17 protein-coding genes and 2 pseudogenes are annotated in these 16,927 nt (G+C 70.0%); 8 read left to right on the top strand and 11 right to left on the bottom strand.

The window, feature by feature from the left end; all coding sequences use genetic code 11:
* Positions 1-176: 176 nt before the first annotated feature.
* From B1L07_10840 to B1L07_10825, 4 genes are all read left to right on the top strand, one after another.
* Positions 177-1,403 (top strand): hypothetical protein, encoded by a 1,227-nt coding sequence (locus B1L07_10840; GenBank protein AUZ55499.1) that lies wholly within the window; start codon positions 177-179, stop codon positions 1,401-1,403.
* Positions 1,404-1,462: 59 nt separating this feature from the next.
* Positions 1,463-2,161: a hypothetical protein gene (locus B1L07_10835; GenBank protein ID AUZ55498.1), complete on the top strand. Its 699-nt coding sequence runs from the start codon at positions 1,463-1,465 to the stop codon at positions 2,159-2,161.
* An 87-nt stretch (positions 2,162-2,248) separates the two neighbouring features.
* Positions 2,249-2,902: a DNA-binding response regulator gene (locus B1L07_10830; protein AUZ55497.1), complete on the top strand. Its 654-nt coding sequence runs from the start codon at positions 2,249-2,251 to the stop codon at positions 2,900-2,902.
* Positions 2,895-4,718 carry a hypothetical protein gene (locus B1L07_10825; protein ID AUZ55496.1) on the top strand — a complete coding sequence of 608 codons (1,824 nt, stop codon included), beginning with the start codon at positions 2,895-2,897 and terminating at the stop codon, positions 4,716-4,718. Before B1L07_10830 ends, B1L07_10825 begins: the two co-directional genes overlap by 8 nt.
* A 213-nt stretch (positions 4,719-4,931) precedes the next feature.
* Here B1L07_10825 and B1L07_10820 read toward each other — a convergent pair whose 3' ends face one another.
* The 6 genes and pseudogenes from B1L07_10820 to B1L07_10795 form a co-directional block, all read right to left on the bottom strand.
* A complete protein-coding gene (locus tag B1L07_10820; GenBank protein AUZ55495.1) occupies positions 4,932-5,507 on the bottom strand; it encodes a hypothetical protein in 576 nt (191 codons plus the stop codon).
* Positions 5,508-5,573: 66 nt separating this feature from the next.
* Positions 5,574-5,947, bottom strand: a pseudogene (locus B1L07_10815) (hypothetical protein).
* Positions 5,948-6,085: 138 nt separating this feature from the next.
* Positions 6,086-6,337, bottom strand: coding sequence for a hypothetical protein (locus B1L07_10810; protein AUZ55494.1), 252 nt, complete (start codon positions 6,335-6,337; stop codon positions 6,086-6,088).
* An 18-nt stretch (positions 6,338-6,355) separates the two neighbouring features.
* A complete protein-coding gene (locus B1L07_10805) occupies positions 6,356-6,694 on the bottom strand; it encodes a tRNA-binding protein (protein ID AUZ55493.1) in 339 nt (112 codons plus the stop codon).
* A gap of 107 nt (positions 6,695-6,801) precedes the next feature.
* Positions 6,802-7,296: a LuxR family transcriptional regulator gene (locus tag B1L07_10800; GenBank protein ID AUZ55492.1), complete on the bottom strand. Its 495-nt coding sequence runs from the start codon at positions 7,294-7,296 to the stop codon at positions 6,802-6,804.
* A gap of 196 nt (positions 7,297-7,492) precedes the next feature.
* Complete coding sequence (locus B1L07_10795) at positions 7,493-9,295, bottom strand: hypothetical protein (GenBank protein ID AUZ55491.1); 1,803 nt, start codon at positions 9,293-9,295, stop codon at positions 7,493-7,495.
* Positions 9,296-9,401: 106 nt separating this feature from the next.
* Here B1L07_10795 and B1L07_10790 point away from each other — a divergent pair, with 106 nt between their 5' ends.
* Positions 9,402-9,758 (top strand): aldehyde-activating protein, encoded by a 357-nt coding sequence (locus B1L07_10790; protein AUZ55490.1) that lies wholly within the window; start codon positions 9,402-9,404, stop codon positions 9,756-9,758.
* A gap of 285 nt (positions 9,759-10,043) precedes the next feature.
* Here B1L07_10790 and B1L07_10785 read toward each other — a convergent pair whose 3' ends face one another.
* The gene (locus B1L07_10785) at positions 10,044-10,274 is read right to left on the bottom strand and encodes a peroxidase (GenBank protein AUZ55489.1); all 231 of its coding nucleotides are present in this window, start codon (positions 10,272-10,274) and stop codon (positions 10,044-10,046) included.
* A 117-nt stretch (positions 10,275-10,391) separates the two neighbouring features.
* Positions 10,392-10,685 (bottom strand): hypothetical protein, encoded by a 294-nt coding sequence (locus B1L07_10780; protein AUZ55488.1) that lies wholly within the window; start codon positions 10,683-10,685, stop codon positions 10,392-10,394.
* A 187-nt stretch (positions 10,686-10,872) separates the two neighbouring features.
* Between B1L07_10780 and B1L07_10775 the strand changes: the two genes are divergently transcribed.
* Positions 10,873-11,745, top strand: a complete 873-nt coding sequence (locus tag B1L07_10775; protein AUZ55487.1) for an EamA family transporter — start codon at positions 10,873-10,875, stop codon at positions 11,743-11,745.
* On the opposite strand, the gene B1L07_10770 is transcribed toward B1L07_10775, so the two are convergent.
* The gene (locus tag B1L07_10770; GenBank protein AUZ55486.1) at positions 11,742-12,686 is read right to left on the bottom strand and encodes an IS481 family transposase; all 945 of its coding nucleotides are present in this window, start codon (positions 12,684-12,686) and stop codon (positions 11,742-11,744) included. The genes B1L07_10775 and B1L07_10770 overlap by 4 nt on opposite strands.
* 147 nt (positions 12,687-12,833) lie before the next feature.
* A pseudogene (locus B1L07_10765) lies at positions 12,834-13,729 on the bottom strand (peptidylprolyl isomerase).
* 152 nt (positions 13,730-13,881) lie between these two features.
* Here B1L07_10765 and B1L07_10760 point away from each other — a divergent pair.
* Positions 13,882-14,247: a PadR family transcriptional regulator gene (locus B1L07_10760; GenBank protein AUZ55485.1), complete on the top strand. Its 366-nt coding sequence runs from the start codon at positions 13,882-13,884 to the stop codon at positions 14,245-14,247.
* Positions 14,244-15,227: a hypothetical protein gene (locus B1L07_10755; protein ID AUZ55484.1), complete on the top strand. Its 984-nt coding sequence runs from the start codon at positions 14,244-14,246 to the stop codon at positions 15,225-15,227. Before B1L07_10760 ends, B1L07_10755 begins: the two co-directional genes overlap by 4 nt.
* A 112-nt stretch (positions 15,228-15,339) precedes the next feature.
* Here the strand turns inward: B1L07_10755 and B1L07_10750 are convergent, their stop codons facing one another.
* Positions 15,340-16,656, bottom strand: a complete 1,317-nt coding sequence (locus tag B1L07_10750) for a polyhydroxyalkanoate depolymerase (GenBank protein ID AUZ55483.1) — start codon at positions 16,654-16,656, stop codon at positions 15,340-15,342.
* Positions 16,657-16,927: the final 271 nt, after the last annotated feature.

Here is a 16,927-nt window from a genome sequence, read left to right as displayed (position 1 = left end):
CTCCTTTTCCATGCGGTTTTTGAAAGGAGACGCAGGATGTCCAGCGCCGCCGGAGTGGTTCAACCCTACTGCGGTAGGGTTCCGCCCGGGACGGGGCGGCTACGCATAATTGGCCGCGCCTGGCGGTTGCCGACGGCCTCGCGCGTTCCCGTCATCGGCCGGATCCGGATGTGCGAATGATCGCCACGCGCTGGTTGTGGATGCCGCTGGTTGCCGCGTTGCTGCTGTGGCCGGCGCAGGCGCGGGCCTTTGCCGTGGTGCTGCAGTACGAGGGCACCGCGGATGATCGCATCGCCTATTTCGCGGATGTCCGGGTCATCGCCAATCGCACGCCGCCCGCCGACGTCGGCGGCGCGCACGAGATCCGCGAGATCGACGTGACGGCCGTGTACGAGAGCGCGGACAAACCCGAATTCGTGCATATGAAGCTGCAGTTCCAGTGCCCCAACGCCGCGCCGCTGGACAAGGCCGGCGCGCGCGCGGGGGACCGCGTGCCGCCGGTGCGCGCCGGCGATGCGGTCACCTTCCGCATCGGGCCCGGCAGCTACCAGCTCAGACGCGCGGACCTGGAAACCGAACCGGTCGCCGCCACCGGCTGGAACAGCTCCGCCGCCCCGGCGCTCTCGCGGGCCGGCGCCATCGCCTGCAACCACATCGCCTTCGACCACGCGCTGCATGCCGCCATCAAGGCCGGTGGCACGTTCGACGCCGGCGCGTTCGGCAAGCGCATGGCCGCGCTGGGCTTGCCGGCGGACCTGCCGTTGCTGGCGGAGACGCTGCCGTCCGAGTTCCTGGCCTTCGCCTGGGAGAATTTCTGGTGGGAGAAAGTCCTCGCCGGCAGGCGTCCCGACCCCAGCGGCAAGTGGGCCACGCCGCTGTCCGAGGCCGACCGCCAGGCCGCGATGGAGAAGCTGAAGCACAAACAGCGGGAACTGGAAACGGGCACCGCGTCGATCCAGGCCGACGTGGGCCGGGACATCGCGCAGCTGCAGGCACAGATCCAGGCCGACACGCAGGCCGCGCGCGGCGGTGGCAGGGGCGCCGACGGGCGCACGCTGACGCCGCTGGAATCCAGCCTGCTGCCGCTCTGGAAAGGCCGGCCCGAGCAGGACGTCGTCGCGCTCATGGGCAACCCGCAGTTCCACCAGGCCGGGGACACCCGTTTCCTGCGCTACACCCAGACCTGGGAGCGGGAGGCGGTGACGGCCTACGGCAGCCAGGGCGTGGTGGGTGGCGATGCGGGCGGCTTTGCGATGTGCTTCCTGGAGTTCCGGACCCGGCCTGACGCACAGGGGCAGTGGCAGGTGGACGACATCCTGATCCGGTCCGATTACGAAGGCGCCGGCCTGGGACGCACCCGCAACATGTGCGAGGCGCTGGCGCGCCAGGCGGCCGGGCCTTGAGCGCGCCCGCCACGGCGCCGGGTGCGGCGGTACACGACAGTGGAAAAAGGAGGGTGGCGATGATCAGGAACATGGTGCTGGCCGCGGGACTGCTGCTGGCGAGCGTGCCGTGCGCGGCCGCCTCCGGCGTGGACGCCGCTTCGTTCGATGTGCTGGGATCGATGATGGAAACCCGGCGGGCGCAGATCAATTCCGCGGACATCCTGGAATCGAACAAGGAAGAGGCGATCCGCTACCGGGAGAAAGTCATCGCCGGCTGGTGGGAGTTCATGCAGGCCAGGTCCGGCGCGCGCCCGGGCGAGTACTGTGCGGCCTCGTTCCTGCGCGGCAAGCGGGTCAAGCGCGAACGGGTCGATGGCATCAGCGATGGCATCGTGGTGACCCTGTTCGGGCCGGGCGGCGGCTACCGTGGCGCGCTGCTGGGCTTTTCGCCCCTGACCCAGGAGCACGCCTTTCCGCGGCTCGGCAACGGCACGCCGGTGCGCGTTACCCTCAGGCAGGGTAATCTGCAGCCGGCCACCTTGAACGCCATCTACGCGCAGACAAGCGCAACCGCGCCGCCGATGCTGCTGTTCGCGGTACCGAGCATCGAGGCGCTGTTGGCCGGGATGGAGGACGACTGGCATTTCGAGGTGATTTACCAGGGCGCGTCGATCGCCGACATCGCCTGGCACGATGGACTCAAGGCACGCGATGCATTGAAGCGCTGCCTGGCTGGCGCGGGCGACGGCGGGCGCCCCGGAACGCGGCGGCCGTGACAAGGGGGACGGACAGATGGCTGGCAAGCGCAGCACCCGGGCACCGCACGTGAATCGCGGCCTTCGTCCGGCCACGCCGGCATCGCGATGACGCCCTGGCACCCACCCTCGGCCGTGGTGGTGGACGATCATCCGCTGGTCGCGCGCGGTATTGCCGACTATCTGCGTACGCATTGCGGGTTCGCGCGCGCCGAGGGCATCTGCGGCGCCGATGCGCTGTGGGCCCACCTGCAACAGGTCGGGGTGCCGACACTGGCGCTGGTCGATTTCTGGCTGCCGGACGGCACCGCGCTGTCGCTGCTGGCGCGTCTGCGCGACGCCTGTCCCGCGGTCCGCCTGCTGGTGATCAGCGGTGACGATGATCCGGCCATACGCGACAAGGTACGCCGGTTGGCCGTGGATGGCTTCCTGCTCAAGCACGCCGAGCCCGCGGTGTTTGCGTCGGCGGTCGCCGCGGTGCTGCGCGGCGATGGCTGGTTCGACGACGCATCGGTACCCGGCCGGTGGAACGGTGATGCGCGCAGCCTGCCGCTGAGTCCGGCCGAGCTGGGGCTGACCCCGCGCCAGGGGGAGGTGCTGGCGCTGATGCTCAAGGGGTTGCCGAACAAGCGCGTGGCGCAGCAGCTGTCGTTGACCGAGCAGACCGTCAAAGAGCATGTGAGCGGCATCCTGTTCCGGCTGGGCGCGCGCACCCGCGTGGAACTGATAACCCGGCTGCGCGGAAAGCGGATCGATGTCTGAGCCGGGCCAGTCCGCACCGGCCGCTGCCGACAGCCCGCCGGGCTACGCCGACATCAGCCCGGCGCGCCGGGTGGGACTGCTCGAGGTGGCTTTCGCACGGGTCAATTACGGCTTCGGCGCGATGGTCGTGGTCAGCCTGCCGTTCATCGCCTGGTACGCCCATCTCGGGCAGGACCCGCTGGGCCTGGTGCTGTGGTCGGCCTGGTATTTCGTCGGCTTCTGGGGCGTGCGCGGGCTGTACCGGCGCTACCAGCGCGCCTGTATCCAGGATGCGCCGGAGGCGGTGCTGCGCCGCTGGTCGCCGTTGATCCATGGCGTGGCGCTGGTATACGGCAGCAGCATGGCGGTGCCGCCGCTGCTGACCGCCGCGCATGCCACCTTCGAGTTCCAGCTGCTGTATCTGGTGACGATCGCGGCCATCGTGGCCAGCAATTCGGTGCACGCCTCGCCGGTGCTGTCGGTGTTCCGCTGCTTCTTCCTGTCCGGCTGGGGAAGCGTGACCCTGCTGGTGCCCTACACCTTCCCGGACCACTGGCATTACGTGATGCCGTTGGCCCTGGTCTACATCCTCACCATCCTGCGGCATTCGGCGATCTCGCTGCGCTTCTTCGTGCAGAACGTCGTGCTGCAGGAGGAGGGCGTGCGCCTGGCCGAGAACTTCCGCCGGGCCAAGGAACAGGCCGAGCAGGCGCTGTACGACAAGAACCTGTTCCTGACCACGGCCAGCCACGACCTGCGCCAGCCGGTGCACGCCATGGGCTTCCTGGTGGCGTCGATCTCGCGCAGCAACCGGGATCCGGCGCTCGATGGTGCCCTGGCGGACCTGCGCCAGGGCGTGCAGTCGGCCACGCAGATGTTCGACGCGCTGCTCGACCTGTCCCGGATCGAGAGTGGCCGGGTACAGATCAGCACCGAGGCGGTCGATCTGGCGGGCATGATCGCCAACGTCGCGACCTTGTTCCGCGAGGAGGCGCGCGATCGCGGGCTGGCGTTGCGCGTGCGGCTTCCCCCGGGCGCGGCCGTGGTGGTGGCCGATGGCACGCTGCTGCGCCAGGCGCTGAACAACCTGCTGCACAACGCCCTGCGCTATACGCGCCGCGGCGGCATCCTGCTGGCCGTGCGACGGCGGGCGGGCGGCTGGCGGTGCGAGGTCTGGGATACCGGCATCGGCATCGCGATGCGCGATGGCACCGACATCTTTTCGCCGTTTTTCCGCAACGAGCACGCCTGGGACATCGACAGCGCCGGCCACGGGCTGGGGCTGGCCGTGGTTGCCCGCTGCTGCGCCATGATGCGGGCCAGGCACGGTTTCCGCTCGCGCGAGGGCAGGGGGTCCTGTTTCTGGATCCAACCCGACGCGGTGCAGGCGGTGGCGCCGCTGGTGGTCCCGCGGTCGCTGGACCCGCCGCCACCGCGGATGCTGCCGCAATGGTCGGGCAGCTGCCTGGTCGTCGACGATGATCCGTTGGTGCGCAGCGCCTGGCAGACCCTGATGCGGTCCTGGGGGCTCGAGGCGACCTGCGTCGAATCCGGCAGCCAGGCCCTGCGCCTGCTCGAGTCCGGTTTGCGGCCGGACGTGGTGTTCTGCGACCAGCGGCTGCGTTCGGGCGAGAACGGCTTCGAGCTGCTGTGCGAACTGCTCGGGCGGCTGCCGGACGCGCGCGGGGCCATGGTCAGTGGCGAGCTGGATTCGGCCGAACTGGCCGACGCCCAGGAACAGGGCTATCTGGTGTTGCGCAAGCCGGTGGAGACTGCCGAGCTGCAGGCGGTGCTGGGCTACTGGCTGCCCGCGCCGGCAGCTGGCTCGCCTCCCTGAGCGCCTGCCAGCGCGGCGTGTGCGGGGAGCGGGCCGGCCGCCGGACGATGCGCCGGCGCGCGGGTACCGCACCCCCGCGGATACCGGCGGCGCCGCAAGGGACCGGCGCAGGCCGGGCCGCCCCTGCGGCGGATGCACCGCCATCGACACGGGTGCAGGCCGCGGTCGCGGGCGCCCGGCCTGCATCAGCCGCCGGCGCGTGACATGCGCGCACTAGTGTTCGAGTTCGTGCTCGATGCGCCGGTCGGGAATCAGCCACAGCAGCGCGACCAGCGCGTACAGCGCCTGGCCCAGCCGCGCATCGACCAGCGTGGCGCCGATGCCGGCGAGGTAGAGCACCGGCGACAGCTTGCCTTTCCAGTCGACGCCCAGCGCGTGCCGCAGCACCGATTCACTGCCGTCGGCGGCGATGATGCGCCGTTGCAGCAGCCAGTAGGCGATGGCCGCGGCCAGCAGGACCACGCCATAGGCCACCGAGGGCAGCGGCGCCAGGTGGTTGTTGCCCATCCAGCGCGTGGCGAAGGGCAGCAGCGACAGCCAGAACAGCAGGTGCAGGTTGGCCCACAGCACGCTGCCGGTGACCCGCCTGCAGGCCTGCAGCAGGTGATGGTGGTTGTTCCAGTAGATGCCCACGTAGATGAAGCTGAGCACATAGCTCAGCAACGACGGCGCCAGCGGCAGCAGCGCGTCGAGCGTGGCGCCTTCCGGGGCCTTCATCTCCAGCACCATGATGGTGATGATGATCGCCAGTACGCCGTCACTGAAGGCTTCAAGACGTCCCTTGCCCATGCGTTGTCCCCGTGGGTTGTGGTGGTGGGTGGCGCCGCCGCGGATCAGCGGGGCGCCGGGGCCGGTTCAGCCGGCGGCCCGGCGCACCGGTGCGGTCGGCATGGCGGCCCCGGCAGCGCCGAACCGGTGGATGGCGAGGGCTCTTGGCCACCGTCCTTGTCCAGTGCCGCCTGGTCGCTGAAGCCGCAGCTGGCGTAACCGGTGTCGAATCTGCCCGCGCCCTGCAACAGGCGCCGCGCCCTGGCGTCCCGCGCCCACGCCGGCATGCCCTGCCCGGTGCGTGGCTGCAGGCCGGCTGCGGCGGCCATGACCAGCGCATGTATGTGCCGTACCCTGTCGCGTCCGGCCGCGGGCATCCTGTCGGCCCGGGCCAGCAGCCCGGCCTCGCCCCCGGCGTTGCCGCGGACCTCGGCCCCGCGCTCCCGCCCCCGGGCTTTCATCGCCGCCGGGTCTTCGCTGGTGAAGCCGCCGGCGCGCCCTGCGCTGGCCGCCCGCCGCGCGCGCTGCGCCGGTCGGTGATGGCGCCGGTCATGTGCGTCCCCGGCGGGAAAACCCTGGCGGTCGACGAAGGCACCGGATCAGCCACCGCGGCGCGCCAGCCACAGCGCCGCCAGCGGAGCGAGATTGAACAGCAGGATGCCGATCTTGTACGCGGCCATGCCGCCGTAATGGATGGCGTCGAAGCTGGCATCGGGCAGCGCGAACCAGCGGCCGTGCAACCGCCGCAGCGCGTCGCGCGCGGTCACGAAGGCAAGGAACCAGGCCAGCAGGACGGCGTAGTTGAACGCCAGCGACCACAGTAGGAAGCGGCACAGGAAATCGCTGTCCATGGGGTTCTCCGAAGCGCGTTACAGCAGGCGGGTGCCGAGCGGGACATCGTGTTCGGGCACGCATAGCGATACGTGGCCGTGGGCATTGTGGAATCCGGTGACCAGGCATTCGGACATCAGCGGGCCGATCTGCTTGGGTGGGAAATTCACCACCGCCACCACCTGCTTGCCGACCAGCGCCTCGGGCGCATACAGGTCGGTGATCTGGGCGCTGGACTTGCGCACGCCGATCTCCGGGCCGAAATCGACCTGCAGGATGTATGCCGGCCGGCGTGCCTTGGCGAACGGCTCGGCGGCCACGATGCGGCCCACGCGCAGTTCCACCTTGCTGAAGTCGTTCCAGTCGATCGTTTGCATGGCGTGCGCCGGCGGGATGAGTGCCGATCATTGGCGCCGGCGCGGGCGGGCGTCAACCGCGCCGGCGCCGGTGGCGGTCCGCGTCCGCGACAGGGCGGCGGCCGCGGTCAGCGGGCGCGCCCGGCGCGCTTGAACAACGCCGTCCGCAGTACCGGCGTGCCGTCCTTGAAGTAGGACTCCGTCTCGGTCATGACGTTGCCGTCGGCACTGACCGAGTACACCCGGGTGGAGCGCGGGATGCCTTCGTAGACGAACTGCATGACCAGGACGTTCGGCGCCGGCATCTTGGCGGCCAGCACGTCGACCCAGTACGTGCCCGACGCGCGGCCGGGGGTGCCGTCCAGCGCCAGGGTGGATTCGGCATGCATGATCTTGTCGTCCTGGCCGACGATCTGGACACGCTCGTTCCAGCGCCCGTCGGGCGTGGCGGCGAACACCAGGTCCACGCGCTTCGGGCGCGCTTCCGGCGGCATCGGCAGGCTGTCCACGTCCAGCAGCCACTGGCCCACCAGCGGCGAGTCGGCCGGCACGGCGGGCGCGGCGGCCAACGCGGGGGTGGCGGTGAGGGCGGTGGACAGCAGCGCGGCAAGCATCACGTTCATGCGATCTCCTGGAGGCAGGTTGCCTGGGCCGATCATGCCCCGGCGCGGTACCGGCCTGCATGAACGCGGCGGCGCGGTGGCCGGACAGGCCGGCGATCGCTTGCAGGCCTGCGCGCGGCGCGGGCGGCGCTGGCGGGCGCCGCAACGACAAAGGCCCGGGAATCCCCGGGCCTTTGCGCGTCCCCTCGCGGGACGGTCACTCGATCGGCTGGTCCAGCATCAGCTGGCGTGCGAAGCGCACCGGCGGCGCGCCGTAGGACAGGATCTGGTCGTGGTAAGCCTTGAGCTTGAAGTCGGCGCCGAGCTTGTCCTGCACCGCCTTGCGGGTGTCGAAGTGCTCCTGCGCGCCGACGAAATAAGTCGGCAGCTGCGCCGAGGTCAGCTGCGCGCGCACCCACTTGCCCGCGGCCTCGCTCTCCTGCTGGAAGGCGTCGTGGGTCATCAGCTGCATGGCCTGCTCGCGGCTCCAGTTGTCCACGTGCACGCCCTGGTCGAGGATGGCGTTGGCGATCGTGCGCAGGTAGAACTTCAGCTGCACCAGGTGGAACAGCGGGTCGCTGTCCAGGTAGCCCTGCTCCTGCATCATGCGTTCGGTGTAGACCGCCCAGCCCTCGGCGAACAGGCCCGAGCGCAGCACCGCGCGCAGCGTCGACGGGAACTTGCCCGAGTGCCAGCCTTCCAGGTAATGCCCCGGGGTGCCTTCGTGGATCGACAGCAGGTGGATCATGCGGCTGTTGTATTCGCGCAGGAACGAATCGACCTGCTTGTCGCTCCAGTCGTCGGGGATCGGCGAGACCGCGTAGAAGGTCTTGAGGTTCTTGTCCAGCGGGCCGGGCGAATCGCAGTAGGCCACCGCCACGCCGCGCTGGAATTCGGGCATCAGGATGATGTCGACCGGGGCGTCGGGCAGGGTCATCAGGTCATGCGTGCGCACGAATTCGGTGGACTGCGCCAGCGCGGCCTTGGCGTCGTCGACGACCTTGTCGCGGGCCGGCTTGTCGGCATAGGCCAGTTCCAGCGCGGCCTCGATCGCCTTCTGCTGCTGCTCGTCGCTCGGGTTGGCCGGCATCTCCGGCGCACCCGGCTTGTCCTTGAGCACCACCTGGGCGATGCCGTACATGTCCTTGCGCACGCGGGTCAGTTCGGCGCGGGCGCGTTCGCCGATCTCGGCGCGCGAGAGCGAGGAGTTGAGCGAGAACTTCAGCTTCTGGTCGTACTTCTCCGCGCCGATGCGGAAGTCGCCGCGGGCGTTCGGCACCAGGGTCTTGTCCAGCCACGCCTGCTGCTCTTCGACGGCGGTGGTCAGCGTGGCGATGGCGGTCTTCAGGCGTTCCTGGTCGGCGGCGTCGAGCTGACCGATGTTGGGGACGATGAAGGTCTCCACCAGGCTGAGGATGCCGCGGTTCTGCTTGGCCACGGTTTCGGCGTGGATCTTCGGCACGCGTGCCGGGTCGAGGTTGGCGCGCGCGGCGGCGAAGATCTGCGGGATCTTCTCGATCCGCGCGGTGGCCGACTTCAGGCGCTCGGGCAGGGGCGCGAACTCGCGCGCCATCAGGCCGTAGATGGCGCTGCCGGCCAGCCCGGTGTAGACCTGCGGGTCCCACTTCCACGACTGCAGGGTTTCGTTGCTCCAGATGTCGGACTGCAGCTGGTTGCGCAGGATCGCCGCGTCCACCTGGTTTTCGCGGCCGAGCTTGCCGGTGTCGATCCGGTCCAGCTCGGCAAGCAGCGCCTTGCTGGCGTCCAGGCCCTTCTGCTGGCCGGCGGCGCTGAGGTCATCCAGCTCGGCGTCGTAACGGTGGTCGCCGATCTGGGTGGCGCTGACCGGGGACAGCTGCATCCAGGTATCGAGCGCCTTCTTCGACAGTTCGGCGAACTGCGCGTCGGCCTGGCTCTGGCCGGCCTGTTCGGTGGTGGCGGACGGGGAGGACGGGGCGTCGCTGTTCTGGCAACCGGCCAGGCTGGCGAGCAGGGCGGCGGCGAGCAGGTGCTTGCGCATCGGGATACCTGTTGCGGAGGAAACGTCCAGCATAGGCCAGTGCCGCGGCGGACGCCCCTGCCATTGGCTTACCATGTCCGCCAGACAAGCCGGTGGAGGGGATGCGATGCATTACGAAGGCAGTTGCCACTGCGGGCGCATCGCGTTCGCGTTCGAGTCGGCCGAGCCGATCGCCAGTGCCGTGTCCTGCAACTGTTCGATCTGCCGGCGCCGCGGTTCGCTGCTGTGGTTCGGCCCGCGCAGCGGTTTCGAACTCCGGACCGATCCGGCGCACCTGGAGAGCTACCGCTTCAATTCCAGGCACATCGATCACCACCACTGCCACGTCTGCGGCGTTGCTCCGTTCAGCGAAGCGGTCGACCCGCGCAGTGGCCAGCCGACCGTGGCGATCAACCTGCGTTGCGTGCCGGACGTCGATCTGGAGGCGCTGGAGATCCACCCTTACGACGGCGCCAGCCGCTGACGGCTGCGCGGCCGGGCTGACCCGCTGCCACTGCCGGCCGTGGGCTGCGCCGGGCACGACGCCGTTGCGGCCGGCGTGGCCACCGGGCTGACCGCGGCGGCCACGGACCGTGCATTCCCGGCCCCGGGATACAGAGCGATCGCGCGCTGGAGACGTCCGCGGCATCTTCACCCCCGGCCTGCCGCCGTCGTGCTGCGGTGCGGTGGATTGCAGCCCCGGCGCCGTTGCCGGCGCCAGCGGCAGGGGTGAGCCGGTCGCAGGGCGCACCGGGGTGCGCCAGCGACCTCACGGCCGCCAGTAATTATTGGCCGCGGCCACCGTCTGGAAATTGAGTGCCAGCACCTGGGCGGCCGCGGTCAGCGCGTCGGTGGAGTCGGCATACTCCGGCCGCAGTTTCTGCAGGATGGACAGGTCCGGCTGGGTGTACTTGACGCTGCGGCGGCTCAACAGGACCGCGAGCTCGAAGCCTTCCTGCGGGGTGGCGGTGATCAGGGTGTCGAGCCAAAGGTCGGTCATCGCGGTGGTCTCCTGTAGCGGTGGATGGACAGCGGAATGTGCGCTGCCGCCGGCCGCGATGTCTTGACCAGGATCAAACCGCGGCGGTGCCGCGCCTGCCGGCGCCCGCCCGGGCCGTCAGCCCTCGTCCTGCTCGTACTCGATGACCAGTCCGCGTTCGCGGGCCAGCAGCTCCACCGCCCGGCGCGCCTTGTCCGCGGTGGCCGTGTTGCCGACCTCCACTTCCAGTTCGTGGATGCCGGGGCCGATGTCGTCGGACAGGCCGGCCGAACTGGAGTCCTCGTCGTCCATGTGCGGCATCAGGTCGTCGGTCTCCTCGACGTGTTCGATGCCTTCCAGGCCGTGCAGCAGGTCGGTCACGGCCAGGGCGTCGTCGGCGTCGCCGGTGATGCGGATGCGCAGCAGGGGCATGGGGGAGCTCCGTGGGAAGGGGCCCCCAGCCTGGGCATCGGGCGGGCAAGGCAACGTGAAACGCGGCGGCGCGTGCGCGCGCTGTTTGTCAGCGGGCGCGGTTGCAGGGATGCTTGCATTCCACCCACGGAGGGATGTCGATGGCAGGCGCGGTGCGGAAGGAAACAAGGGTGAGGGAGCCGGGCCGATGAGCGGGGCGAGGCCGGCGCCGGTGGCGCGCGACTGGTCCACGCCGCTGGAACTGCTGGGGCTGGGCATGGTGTGGGGCGCATCGTTCCTGTTCATGCGCATCGCGGTGCCCGACTTCGGCCCGTACGCGCTGGTGGAGGTGCGCCTGCTGCTCGGCGCGCTGGTGCTGATGCCGTTCCTGTGGCGTGCACGTGCGCTTTTCCCGGCGCGGCGCTGGCTGTGGCTGGCGCCTGTCGGCCTGGTCAATTCGGCGCTGCCGTTCGTGCTGTTCGCGTGGGCGGCCGAGCGTGCGCCGGCGGCGATCGGCGCGATCTGCAACGCGATGACGGTGCTGTTCGCCGCGCTGATCGGCTTCCTGTTCTTCGGCGAGAAGATCGGCCCGCGCCGGGCGTTCGCGCTGCTGGTCGGCTTTTCCGGCGTGGTGGTGCTGGCCACGGCCAAGGTGTCGGGCCTGGCGATCGGCGCGGCGGTGGCGGCCGGCACGGTGGCGGCGCTGCTCTACGGGCTGGGCGCCAACCTGGTCCGTCGCCACATGGGCGGACTGCCGCCGGCCGCGGCGGCGGCGGCCACGCTGGGCTGCGCATCGCTGTGGATGCTGCCGATGGCGCTGCGCCACTGGCCGCGGCAGCCGGTGCCGGCCGCCTCGTGGGCCAGTGCCGTCGCCCTGGGCATCCTCTGCACTGGCCTGGCGTTCCTGGTGTTCTACCGCCTGATCGGGCGGATCGGAGCGTCGCGCGCGGCCACCGTCACCTACCTGATCCCGCTGTTCGGGGCGCTGTTCGCCTGGCTGTTCCTGGGCGAGCCGGTGACCCTGCAGATGCTGCTCGCCGGCGGCCTGGTCCTGGGCAGCGTGGCGGTCAGCCAGCGCTAGGTGTGTAAACCCAGCACGTTGTTCAGGGGTATGCGGGAGATGGGTGGTTTGTAGCCGAGGCTTGCATGAGGGCGGTGCCAGTTGTAGTGATGCAGCCAGTCATGGAGGGCGCCAGCCCGCTGCCCGGAGTTGTCATAGGCGCGGGCATAGGCCCACTCGCGCAGGCTGGTCTGGACCAGGCGTTCGGCCTTGCCGTTGGTGCGCGGGGTGTAGGGACGCGTGCGCAGGTGGCGCATGCCAAGGCGACGGAGCAGGCGCTGGAAACGGCGCGACCTGTAGCAGGTGCCGTTGTCGGTCAACACCCGCTCGAAGCACACGCCCAGGCTGCGGTAGTAGCGCACCGTGCGGATAAGGGCTTTGCAGGCGCTGGTCCCGCGCTCGTCCGGCTCGATGGAGGCGAAGGCCACGCGCGAGTGATCGTCGATGGCCAGATGGACGTATTCCCAGCCAATGCCCCTGTGTCGATGCGAGCGGTCACCGGTCACACGGTGGCCCGGGGAACCGATCCGCCCCAGCTTCTTGATGTCCAGATGCAGCAGTTGGCCGGGCCGGGCGTGTTCATAGCGGTTCTCCGGCAGCGCCGGCTCCAGTTCGGCCAAGCGGTGCAGTCCGGCACGGCGCAGCAACCGGGCGATGGTGCTTGGCGCCACGGACAGCCGCTGGGCGATCTGGCGATAGGTCTGGCGTGAGCGTCGCAGTTCCAGCATCTGCGCTGCGATGGTTGACGGTGTGGCATGGGGGCAGGCATGCGGCCGGGAGCTGCGGTCGGCCAAGCCAGCAGGACCCTCTTCCCGGTACCGCTTCAGCCACTTGTAGGCCGTGCGCACGCTCACGCCAGCTGCATGGGCGGCCTCCGCGATGCGCAGGCCCTGCACGAGGATGCGGTCCACAAGCAGGGCTCGACCGCGAGGCGTCAAACGGGCATGTTTATGCAGGTTCATCCGGGGCTCCTGGGGGCTGGGTTGGTGTCGTAACCCCCATCTTCCAGCGATGCCCCGGATGAACAACCTACTGAGAGATCACAGCTAGGCAGCGGCCGGTGACCGCATGCGGTGGTGGCCGCTGGCGTCACCCGCATGCGGCCCGGCTCAGCGCACCGGCAGCGGGATGTTGCACAGGTCGATATGGCCGGCCGGGCGCTTGTAGAAATCGTCGCGGCGGTTGCGGCGCGCTTCCACCATGTCGGCGAAGGTCCTGGAGTCGGTGCGCAGCACCCGCAGCGGCGTGCGCTGCGCGGCGGGCACGTCGCTGGCGAGGCGGATGGAACGGATCGGCGTGCGCTGCGCGGGGTCTTCGTAGAAGCCCATCGGCTCGGGTCCGCGTTTGATCGTGCTGAGCAGTTCCATGCCCTTGAGCACGCGCCCGACCAGGGTGATGTTGCGGTCGAGCTGGCGCGGCGACTGCCCGGTGACCACGTACAGCTCGGCGCCGATGCTGCTGTCCTCGTCGTTGTTGCGGCCGGCACCGACCGCGCCGTAGCAGTGCGCCAGCCAGGTGTGTTCGCCGTCGCCGGCAACGGCGAAGTCGCCGACGAAGCCGGTCTTCGCGGCCCAGCCGTCGCGGTCGGGCAGCGCGGTGAACGCCAGCCCCCGGGACGGCCGCTGGAACTCGGCCGGCAGATGGGTCTTCGCGCTGCCCAGCGGCCGCGCCCGGGCCGGGTCGTCGGCATCGGCGTCGCCGAACTGGACCACGAAGTTGTCCTGCGAACGGTAGATGCTGGTGCCGTTCCAGAAGCCCTCGCGCGCCAGGGTGCGGATGTTGCCGGCGTGTTCGGGGGCGAATTCAGGGGCCAGTTCGATGATGACGCGGCCGCCGTCCAGGTCCATGTACAGCAGGTTGTCGGCGGCGGGCACGTGCCAGTCGCTGTCGGGCGAGGCAGCGAGGATCTCCTGCGCGCTGCGGTACCTGGCCGGCGCGTCGGCGGCCAGCGCCGGCAGCGGGGCAGCATCAGGGCCAGGGCCAGCAGGGTCGGGCGTAGCGTCATCGGGCGCGTTCCGTGATCGGGTGTGGGCCGATTCTGGCGGATCGCCCGGGGCCGCCGCCAGACCATGCCGGGAGTGGGGTGACTACCGGCACATCCGCTATAGCGAAGTGAGTAATAGTGTTGGCTTCAGGCTAGTTGGCAGGAGCGGGACGATGGGTGATTTCGAGGCCCAACTGCGCAAATTCCAGAAGGAACTCAGCGCCGGCACGGTGTCGCTTGCACTGCTGGCGGTGCTGGCCAAGGCCGGGGAGCCGCTGTACGGGTACCTGATCGCCAAGGAACTGGAGCGCACCGGCGATGGCGTGCTCAGTGGCAAGCAGAGCGCGCTGTACCCGGTACTGCGCAACCTGGAAGGCGCCGGCCTGCTGGAAAGCCATGTCGAGCCGTCGGTGGCCGGGCCACCACGGCGCTACTACCGCATCAATGACGAGGGACGCGCCGTGCTGAAGCAGTGGATCGCGGCCTGGAATGCCACCCGGGACTCGCTGGAGTCCGTACTGGAGGGAGTCGAACGATGAACAACGAGACCAACCCACGGCCGCTGCCGACCACGATTCCCGAATACCTGGAGCAGCTGCGCGCCGCGCTGGCCGGTGCCGACCCGGCGATGGTCCAGGACGCGCTGTACGACGCCGAGGAGTACCTGCGCTCGGAGCTGGCCGAGCAGCCCGGCAAGAGCGAGGCCGAGGTGATCGCCGGTGTCGCCGGCAGCTACGGCGCGCCGGAGGAGGTGGCCGAGATCTACCGCGAGACCGAGGTGACGGTGAACCGCGCGCTGCGCACGCCACTGCCGGGTCGCCGGCCGCCAACGCCGCCGCTCGCCACGCCCGCGGTGGGCGTGGCCGCCACCGCCCCGGCCGCGCCCACCGCCAGGCCGCGCCCGGCGGCCGCACGCTTCTTCGGCGTGGTGCTGGACCCGCATACCTATGGCGCGCTGTTCTACATGCTGCTGTCGCTGGTCACCGGCGTGTTCTTCTTCACCTGGGTGGTGACCGGGCTGTCGCTGTCGGTGTCGCTGCTGATCCTGATCATCGGCATCCCGGTGCTGTTGCTGTTCCTGGGGTCGGTACGGGTGCTGTCGCTGGTGGAGGGGCGCATCATCGAGGCGCTGCTGGGCGTGCGCATGCCGCGCCGGCCGATGTACACCGACCGTAGCCAGGGCTGGCTGGCGCGGATCGGGGCGATGTTCACCGACGTGCGCACCTGGCTGACCATGCTGTATTTCGTGCTGATGCTGCCGCTGGGCGTGGTCTATTTCAGCGTTGCCACGACCCTGCTCTCGACCTCGCTGGCACTGGTGTTCGCGCCGCTGGCCGACGTGGCGCTGGACCAGCCCGTCGGCATCTGGATCAACGATGTCAACCTGGGCGGCGGCCTGTGGGTATGGCCGTTGTCGGTGGCCGTGGGGCTGGTGTTGCTGTTGGCGACCCTGCACCTGGCGCGTGCCATCGGCCGGCTGCACGGGGCCATCGCCAAGCACCTGCTGGTGCGGCTGTAGGCGGACCGGCGGGGCGACGAACGACGGGGCACTTGGGTGCCCCGTTTTTTTGCCGGCAGCGCTGCCCGCGGTTCGCCCGGTTCGCGGGCGCGTGCGGGACGGGCGTGGTGTCTCAGCGCTGCGCGCGGCGGCGCAGCGGGGTGACGTTGCTGGCGGCGGCCTTGCGCGGCTTCTTCGCCGCCGCCGGCTGCGATTGCGCGATGAAGAAGTCGCGTACCTTCGGGTACACCACCTCGCGCCAGCGGCGGCCGCTGAAAATGCCGTAGTGGCCGGCGCCCTCGACGATGAAGTGGCTGCGGCGCGCGGCCGGGATGCCGGTGCACAGCGCCTGCGCGGCTTCGGTCTGGCCGAGGCCGGCGATGTCGTCCAGTTCGCCTTCGATGCTCAGCAGCGCGGTGTCGCGGATCGCCGACGGGTCCACGCGTTCGCCACGCACGTGCCACTGCCCGCGCGGCAGCAGGAACTCCTGGAACACCACGCGGATGGTGTCCAGGTAGAAGCGCGCGGGCATGTCCAGCACCGCGTTGTACTCGTCGTAGAAACGACGGTGGGCGTTGGCGTCGTCCAGGTCGCCCTTGACCAGGTCGGTGTAGAAATCCCAGTGCGACATCAGGTGGCGGCTGGGGTTCATCGCCACGAAGCCGGCGTGCTGCAGGAAGCCTGGGTACACGCGCCGGCCCTGGCCCGGGTAGGGGCCGGGCACGGTGTGGATGACGTTGTTCTCGAACCACGACAGCGGGTTGCGCGTGGCTAGGTTGTTGACCGCGGTGGGGCTGCGGCGGGCATCGATCGGCCCGCCCATCATCACCAGCGAGCGCGGCGTGGTTTCGCCGCGGGCGGCCATCAGCGACACCGCGCCCAGCACCGGCACGGTCGGCTGGCAGACGCTGACCACGTGCAGGTTGGCGGCGCCGAGGTGGCGGATGAACGCCTGCACGTACTCGACATAATCGTCCAGCCCGAACTCGCCCTGTTCCACCGGCACCATGCGCGCGTCGATCCAGTCGGTGACATACACGCGGTGGTCGCGCAGCAGGGTACGCACGGTGTCGCGCAGCAGGGTGGCGTGGTGGCCGGACAACGGCGCCACCACCAGCACCGCGGGCTGGGCAAGCAGGGCTTCGACACGGGCGCCGTCGTTGCTGTGGCGCTTGAAGCGCAGCAGGCGGCAGAACGGCTTTTCCAGTTCGGTGAGCTGGGCCACGGGCACGACTTCGCCATCGAGCTCGAGCTCGTGGATGTCCCACTCCGGCTTCTCGTAATCCTTGCCGAGGCGGTGGAACAGTTCGTTCATCGCCGCCAGCCGGTCGGCCCCGGGCATGGACGACCACCAGTGGCCCGGGGTGTTGAAGAACGCCGCGTTGGCCTGCGCCTGGTGGACCCAGGGCGCGAGCAGATTGCGGGTCATCTCATGCAGTTGATAGAGCATGCCGGGCAATATGTATGGTCATATGGTGCCTTGCAGCATAACGCAAACAGGCGGGTGCGGCGTTAAGCGGAGAATGACGGACGCGGCACCGGCGGGATCCGGCCGGTGCGCGGAGTGGGGCCCTGCAGGACCGGCGGGGCGGCAGAGCCCCGTACCTGCGGAACGTGTCCGGAGAACATCCCCCTGAATCACGGGCGCGCCGCAAGCCGCGGGGTGTGTCAGGCGAAAGGCGGGGCCGGCGGTGTGCGGTGCAGGCCGTGGGGCGACCGCG

Origin of the sequence: Stenotrophomonas acidaminiphila, assembly GCA_002951995.1 — a bacterium.
Classification (GTDB): Bacteria; Pseudomonadota; Gammaproteobacteria; order Xanthomonadales; family Xanthomonadaceae; genus Stenotrophomonas; species Stenotrophomonas acidaminiphila_A.
This window is presented reverse-complemented; position numbering and strand designations above follow the sequence as displayed.

Bases quoted from the DNA above. Each gene is read 5' to 3' on its own strand.
- B1L07_10840 (AUZ55499.1), top strand. From the start codon at position 177: ATGATCGCCACGCGCTGGTTGTGGATGCCGCTGGTTGCCGCGTTGCTG.
- B1L07_10835 (AUZ55498.1), top strand. From the start codon at position 1,463: ATGATCAGGAACATGGTGCTGGCCGCGGGACTGCTGCTGGCGAGCGTG.
- B1L07_10830 (AUZ55497.1), top strand. From the start codon at position 2,249: ATGACGCCCTGGCACCCACCCTCGGCCGTGGTGGTGGACGATCATCCG.
- B1L07_10825 (AUZ55496.1), top strand. From the start codon at position 2,895: ATGTCTGAGCCGGGCCAGTCCGCACCGGCCGCTGCCGACAGCCCGCCG.
- B1L07_10820 (AUZ55495.1), bottom strand. From the start codon at position 5,507: ATGGGCAAGGGACGTCTTGAAGCCTTCAGTGACGGCGTACTGGCGATC.
- B1L07_10810 (AUZ55494.1), bottom strand. From the start codon at position 6,337: ATGGACAGCGATTTCCTGTGCCGCTTCCTACTGTGGTCGCTGGCGTTC.
- B1L07_10805 (AUZ55493.1), bottom strand. From the start codon at position 6,694: ATGCAAACGATCGACTGGAACGACTTCAGCAAGGTGGAACTGCGCGTG.
- B1L07_10800 (AUZ55492.1), bottom strand. From the start codon at position 7,296: ATGAACGTGATGCTTGCCGCGCTGCTGTCCACCGCCCTCACCGCCACC.
- B1L07_10795 (AUZ55491.1), bottom strand. From the start codon at position 9,295: ATGCGCAAGCACCTGCTCGCCGCCGCCCTGCTCGCCAGCCTGGCCGGT.
- B1L07_10790 (AUZ55490.1), top strand. From the start codon at position 9,402: ATGCATTACGAAGGCAGTTGCCACTGCGGGCGCATCGCGTTCGCGTTC.
- B1L07_10785 (AUZ55489.1), bottom strand. From the start codon at position 10,274: ATGACCGACCTTTGGCTCGACACCCTGATCACCGCCACCCCGCAGGAA.
- B1L07_10780 (AUZ55488.1), bottom strand. From the start codon at position 10,685: ATGCCCCTGCTGCGCATCCGCATCACCGGCGACGCCGACGACGCCCTG.
- B1L07_10775 (AUZ55487.1), top strand. From the start codon at position 10,873: ATGAGCGGGGCGAGGCCGGCGCCGGTGGCGCGCGACTGGTCCACGCCG.
- B1L07_10770 (AUZ55486.1), bottom strand. From the start codon at position 12,686: ATGAACCTGCATAAACATGCCCGTTTGACGCCTCGCGGTCGAGCCCTG.
- B1L07_10760 (AUZ55485.1), top strand. From the start codon at position 13,882: ATGGGTGATTTCGAGGCCCAACTGCGCAAATTCCAGAAGGAACTCAGC.
- B1L07_10755 (AUZ55484.1), top strand. From the start codon at position 14,244: ATGAACAACGAGACCAACCCACGGCCGCTGCCGACCACGATTCCCGAA.
- B1L07_10750 (AUZ55483.1), bottom strand. From the start codon at position 16,656: ATGCTCTATCAACTGCATGAGATGACCCGCAATCTGCTCGCGCCCTGG.